This is a genomic window from Natronospira sp. (genome assembly GCF_007134575.1).
GTDB classification, from domain to species: Bacteria; Pseudomonadota; Gammaproteobacteria; order Natronospirales; family Natronospiraceae; genus Natronospira; species Natronospira elongata.
Genome location: NZ_SLKM01000029.1, coordinates 1 through 5860 on the forward strand (window position 1 = coordinate 1; position 5860 = coordinate 5860).

Annotated in this window: 4 protein-coding genes and 1 pseudogene; 3 read left to right on the forward strand and 2 right to left on the reverse strand. The window is 62.2% G+C overall.

Annotated features, from left to right (window positions below; translation table 11 throughout):
- Positions 1–394 (forward strand): glucokinase (locus ACJWXQ_RS01200; RefSeq protein ID WP_406671977.1); only part of this gene is annotated, 394 nt, incomplete at its 5' end.
- Positions 395–403: 9 nt separating this feature from the next.
- On the opposite strand, the gene glgA is transcribed toward ACJWXQ_RS01200, so the two are convergent.
- Together glgA and glgB are read right to left on the reverse strand one after the other, a co-directional pair.
- Positions 404–1939, reverse strand: a complete 1536-nt coding sequence (gene glgA, locus ACJWXQ_RS01205; RefSeq protein WP_406671978.1) for a glycogen synthase GlgA — start codon at positions 1937–1939, stop codon at positions 404–406.
- A gap of 2 nt (positions 1940–1941) precedes the next feature.
- Positions 1942–4116 (reverse strand): 1,4-alpha-glucan branching protein GlgB, encoded by a 2175-nt coding sequence (glgB, locus tag ACJWXQ_RS01210; protein ID WP_406671979.1) that lies wholly within the window; start codon positions 4114–4116, stop codon positions 1942–1944.
- A gap of 148 nt (positions 4117–4264) precedes the next feature.
- On the opposite strand from glgB, the gene glgC reads away from it, so the two are divergent.
- Both glgC and ACJWXQ_RS01220 read left to right on the forward strand, forming a co-directional pair.
- Positions 4265–5539, forward strand: coding sequence for a glucose-1-phosphate adenylyltransferase (gene glgC, locus ACJWXQ_RS01215; RefSeq protein ID WP_406671980.1), 1275 nt, complete (start codon positions 4265–4267; stop codon positions 5537–5539).
- Positions 5529–5860: pseudogene (locus ACJWXQ_RS01220) on the forward strand (glycoside hydrolase); the annotation flags it as partial. The gene glgC and the pseudogene ACJWXQ_RS01220, both read left to right, overlap by 11 nt.

Below are 5860 nucleotides of genomic sequence, written 5' to 3' on the forward strand. Positions count from 1 at the left end.
ACCACTGCTCTGTCAGCGGGCCGAGAACCGTGAAGACAAGGCCGCCACCGCAGCCATCGCTTGCTTCAGCGAGATTCTTGGCGCGTTCGCCGGCAATGCCGCCCTGTTCAGTCTGGCCACCGGCGGCGTCTACCTGGTGGGCGGCCTGCTTGCCCGCCTGCAGCCCTTCCTCTCCGACCATCGTTTCATTCAGGCCTTCCAGCGCAAAGGCCGCCTGCAGACCTTGATGCAGACCATCCCCATCCATGCCGTCACGACCGCTCAGCCGGGCCTGGAAGGTATCACGCAACTGGCGACAAGACAGAGCCTGGCAAGCACCAACCGGCACACGGGCGTGCAGGGATCACCCCGGGAATCCGAGGTACATGCCGGGGCCTATTATCGCCAACCTTGAGTGTACCCGTCACTCACGGGCCTCGGTCGAGACCTTCCCCGCCTTGGCGGAGTCCGGCAGAGAAATCAGTGCACGATGGTGTTCGCTGAGATAGGAATCCAGGGTATTCAGGTAAAGCGATTCATAATCCTGTACCCGCTCACCCCACCCGAATGAGGAAGCCTGAGACATGGCATTGGCAATGATTCGCCCCCAGTCACGGGATGACTTCCAGCACACCAGGGCCCGGTCCACCGCATCCACCAGCTTCTCGCTGCTAACTGCCTCCATGTAAAAACCGGTCCCACGCTTGGGGTCCACGCCGGCATCAATCACGGTATCGAGCAAGCCGCCCACCGGACTGACCACGGGAATGCTGCCGTAACGCATGGCGCACAACTGGGCCAGGCCACAAGGTTCGAAACGGGAGGGCATGAGCAAGATATCCGAGGCGGCATACACCTGATGGGCCAGTGCTTCATCAAAGCCCTGCTTGAAAGCCAGTCGTCCCGGCCAGCGATGGGCTGCCGCCTTGAGAGCACGGCTGAAGGCAGCTTCACCATCCCCGAGCACCACAATATCGATATCCCTCTCCATCAATACCGGCAAGGCCGCCAGCAACAGGTCCATACCCTTCTGCTCGGCCAGCCGACCCACCCAGGCTAGCAGCGGCCGGCGTGGCTTGTCCTTGGTGCTCATACCCAGACGCGGCTTGAGGCGATCCCCTTCCGCCTGTTTAGCCTTGCGGGTCGTGGATATATCACTGCCATCGTAATGATGAGTCAACCAGGGATCCGTGTCCGGGTTCCAGCTGTCGAGATCAATACCATTGACGATTCCCGTCAGTTGTTCCGCACGGGCCCTTAACAGTCCGTCCAGTCCGGCACCAAACAGGGGCGTCTGGATCTCCCGGGCGTAACCCGGGCTGACGGTAGTGAGCCGGTCGGCGAAGACCAGTCCACCCTTGATAAAGGCCACATCACCGTAGCATTCCAGGGCCTCGGGATCGTACAGCGAATCGGGCAAACCCAGCCGGGCCAGTATGTCGGGAGGAAAACGGCCCTGATAGCCGAGGTTGTGGATGGTGAATACGGTGGGCAGATTGCACTCGTTCATCCGCATCCAGACCGGGACCAGCCCGGTGTGCCAGTCGTTGCAATGAACAATATCCGGCTCCCAGTCCAGACCCAGGTGCCCTCCGGCAATATCGGCGGCCATCCGGCTCAGGTGACTGAACTGCACGGGGTTGTCGGCCCAGGGCCTGCCGCTGCGGTTCAAATAGGGGCGCCCCTCCCGTCTCAGAAAGGCCGCCGTCTCCAGCAGCCAGACGGGAAAAGCAGCCTGACCATTCTCGTGCGCCAGCAGGCGTCCCCTGAATCCGTGCGCGCGCGCGATGGGTCTGGCCTGCTTGGCCAAGCGCGAGGAATAGGCCGGAATCAGCACGCGCACATCGTGACCGCGCTCGGCCAGGGCCCGGGGCAGGCTACCCATGACATCGCCCAGTCCACCCACCTTGACCAGGGGCGCCATTTCCGCCGCCACCATCAGAATCTTGAGTCGTTTCATGATCATCCTCCCCATTCCAGATAAAGGGCCCCCAGCGGCGGCAGGCGCAAGCTCAGGGACCAGGGGCGGCCCATCCAGGGTGATCTCGCCGCCAATACCTGTCCGAGGTTGCCCACACCACTGCCGCCGTAAACTTCGGCATCACTGTTGAATATTTCCCGCCACGTGCCACCCTCGGGCAAGCCGATGCGGTAGTCCTCGCGCACTACGGGCGTGAAGTTGCAAATAGCCAGAACATAACGGGCCTCGGCCCCGTCCCGGCCGGGCTCCCGTCGCAGGAAGCTGATCACCGACTGATCCGCATCATGGCAGTCGATCCATTCAAAGCCGGCGGCATCGAAGTCCCCCCGGTGCAGGGCCGGCCTGTCGCGGTAGAGATGGTTCAGGTCGCGAATCAGGCGCTTGACGCCGGCGTGTTCCGCCACTGCCCCGAGCGCCTCGGGAAGCTGGCCGTCATGAGACCACTCAGTGGTCTGGGCCAGCTCATTGCCCATGAACATCAGCTTCTTGCCCGGATAGGCATAGAGGTAGGCATACAGCAGCCTGAGGTTGGCAAAGCGTTGCCAGCGATCCCCCGGCATGCGATCCAGCAGGGATCCCTTGCCGTGCACCACCTCGTCATGGGAGAAGGGCAGAACGAAATTCTCGCTGAAAGCATAGAGCAGGCCGAAGGTGAGGCTGTCGTGATGGAAGCGCCGGTGTACCGGGTCATGACGGAAATAGGCCAGGGTGTCGTGCATCCAACCCATGTTCCATTTCATGGAAAAGCCCAGGCCACCCAGATGCACCGGGCGGGTCACACCCGGCCAGGCGGTGGATTCCTCGGCAATGGTCATGCTGCCGGGGCATTCCCGGTGCGTCATGGTGTTCAGAGCCTGCAGGAAGGCCACCGCCTCCAGGTTTTCCCGCCCACCATGGATATTGGGCAGCCACTCGCCCTCCTTGCGGCCATAGTCCAGATAGAGCATGGCCGCCACGGCATCGATACGCAGGCCATCGAGATGGAATTCCTCCAGCCAGTAGAGCGCACTTGAAAGCAGAAAGCTCATCACTTCCTTGCGGCCGAAGTTGAAGGCCAGGGTGTCCCATTCGGCCGTCTCGCCACGCCGAGGATCGGCGTGCTCGTAGAGCGCGCTGCCGTCAAAGCGGGCCAGGCCATGAGGATCGCGAGGGAAATGGGCCGGCACCCAATCCAGGATCACGCCGATACCGGCCTGGTGCAGGCGATCGACGAAGTAACGGAAATCATCGGGGTTGCCGAAACGGCTGGTGGGGGCGAAATAGCCGGTGGTCTGGTAGCCCCATGAGGCATCGAAGGGATGCTCGGTGATCGGCATCAGCTCCACATGGCTAAAGCCGCTGTCCTGCAAGGTCTCCACCAGGGCATCGGCCAACTGGCGATAGCCCAGGAAACTGCCGTCGGCATTACGGCGCCAGGAGCCCGCATGCAGCTCATAGATGCTGATGGGGGCATGGCGCCAATCCGGCCGCTCGCGCATCCAGGCCGCATCGCCCCATTCATGCCCGGGCTCGGTCGGGACCAGACAGCCGGTGCGGGGACGGACCTCCCAGTGCCGGGCATAGGGATCACCCTTGTCCGTCACCTCGCCGCTCTGGTTGTGAATCTCAAATTTGTACAGGGCACCGGCTGCCAGGCCCGGAATGAACAGTTCCCAAACCCCGCTTTCGCCGTGGACCGACATGGGATGGCTCAGGCCATTCCAGTTATTGAAATCACCCACCACACTGACCCGCTCGGCATTGGGCGCCCAGACACTGAAACGGGTGCCGGCGACGGCGTCCCTGTCCATGCAATGCGCACCCATGATCTGCCAGGCACGACAATGATGGCCCTCGCCAAAGGCCACAAGCGCCTTCCAATCCAGATCAGGGGCGAACTGGTAAGGGTCATGAAGCCGAGCGGTCTCTCCGCCCGAATACTCGCAGACCAGAATCCATGGCTCGGTCGCCGGCTTTTCGGGCAAAGGGCATTCAAACAGACCGGCGGGATGAACGACTTTCATGGGCACCCGCCCCGGCTCCAGCCAGACCGCCTTCGCGCCCGGCCGCCAGGCACGGTAGCGCCTGCCCTGGCAACCCAGAACGGCATGGGGCGCATGATGGCGGCCCTGCACAAGGCGCAGGACATCACTTTCCATCACGGATCGGGCGGGCATGGCTGGGCTCATCGTTTCCTACCGCAAGGCGACTGGAATGAACATGGTCGGCCGGACGAGGCGCGCAAGCGTTGACGGCAGTCAACACCGGCGCGAATGGGGGGTGCTCGAATGAAGACTCGGAAACGCGGCAGGAGCGCCGAGCATGATGGCCCAACCCAATCCCGTCAGTGAACGCTTCGTCAGTCTCATCACCCGCGACACTCTCGTCCTGGTGCTGGCTGGCGGCAAGGGGACTCGTCTGGGCTCCCTGACCTCGCACCGGGTCAAGCCGGCCGTACCCTTTGGCGGGCATTTCCGAATCATCGATTTCCCCCTGTCCAACTGCCTCAATTCCGGCATCCGGCGCATTGGCATACTCACTCAGTACAAGGCCCACTCCCTGATCCAGCACCTGCAACAGGGCTGGGGATTTCTGCGTTCGGAACTGGGGGAATTCATCGAACTGCTCCCCGCCCAGCAGCGCACCGGCGAAGGCTGGTACCGCGGCACGGCGGATGCGGTCTACCAGAACCTGGACATCATCCGTCTGCATAACCCCCGTTTTCTGATGATCCTGGGCGGTGATCACATCTACAAAATGGACTATGGCGCCATGCTGGGATTTCATGTCACTCACGATGCCGATGTCACGGTAGGCTGCATGCCCGTGCCGATGTCGCAATCAAATCGTTTCGGCATCATGGATGTGGACAATAACCATCGAATCACCCGCTTCGTGGAAAAGCCCGACCACTGCGAGGGCTCACCGGGACAGGCGGACCAGGCCTTGGCTTCCATGGGCATCTATGTCTTCAATACGGATTATCTCCTCTCCCGCCTGATGGTGGATGCCACCCGCGACGATTCCAGTCATGACTTCGGCAAGGACATCATCCCCGACGCCGTCACCGAAGCCCGCTGCTACGCCTATCCGTACAGAAACATGCATGATGATGGCCCGGCCTATTGGCGGGATGTGGGCGACATCGACTCCTATTGGGAAAGCAACATGGAGCTGATCGGCCTGCGGCCGGAACTCAACATCTATGACCGGGACTGGCCCATCCTGACCTGGCAACGGCAGGCGCCCCCGGCCAAGTTCGTCCTGGACGAGGAAGGCCGGCGCGGCGAAGCCCGCAACTCCATGGTGGCCGGTGGCTGCATCGTCTCCGGTGCCCAGGTGAACCAGTCCCTGCTGTCCTCTTTCGTGACGGTGGATGAAGGTTCGGTGGTCGATCAGTCCGTGATCCTGAGCAATGTGCGTATTGGCCGCAATGTCAGGCTCCGGCGCACCATCATCGAGACCGGCTGCGATATTCCGGATGACATACGCATTGGCTATGACGCGGAAGAGGATGGCCGGCGTTTCGAGCTCAGCGCCGGTGGCATCGTACTGGTGACCCCGGAGATGCTGGGTCAGGCGGTTCACCATGTCCGATGAGGCACTGCGGGTGGTGCTCTGCTGGCATATGCACCAGCCGGAATACCGCGACGCATTCAGCGGCCAGTTCCTGGAATCCTGGACCTATCTCCATGCCATCAAGGATTACGCCGACATGGCCGCCCACCTGGAACAGGTGCCGGGGGCCTGCGCAGTGTTCGATTTCTCGCCCATCCTGCTGGATCAGCTGGAGGATTACAGCCGACGCCTCAAGCGCCACCAGGTGGATGGCAGCCCCATCGGTGACCGCGTGCTGGATGCCCTCGCCCATCCGGTTCTGCCGCTCAATGAGGATGATCGCCGGGGCCTGGTGCGTGCCTG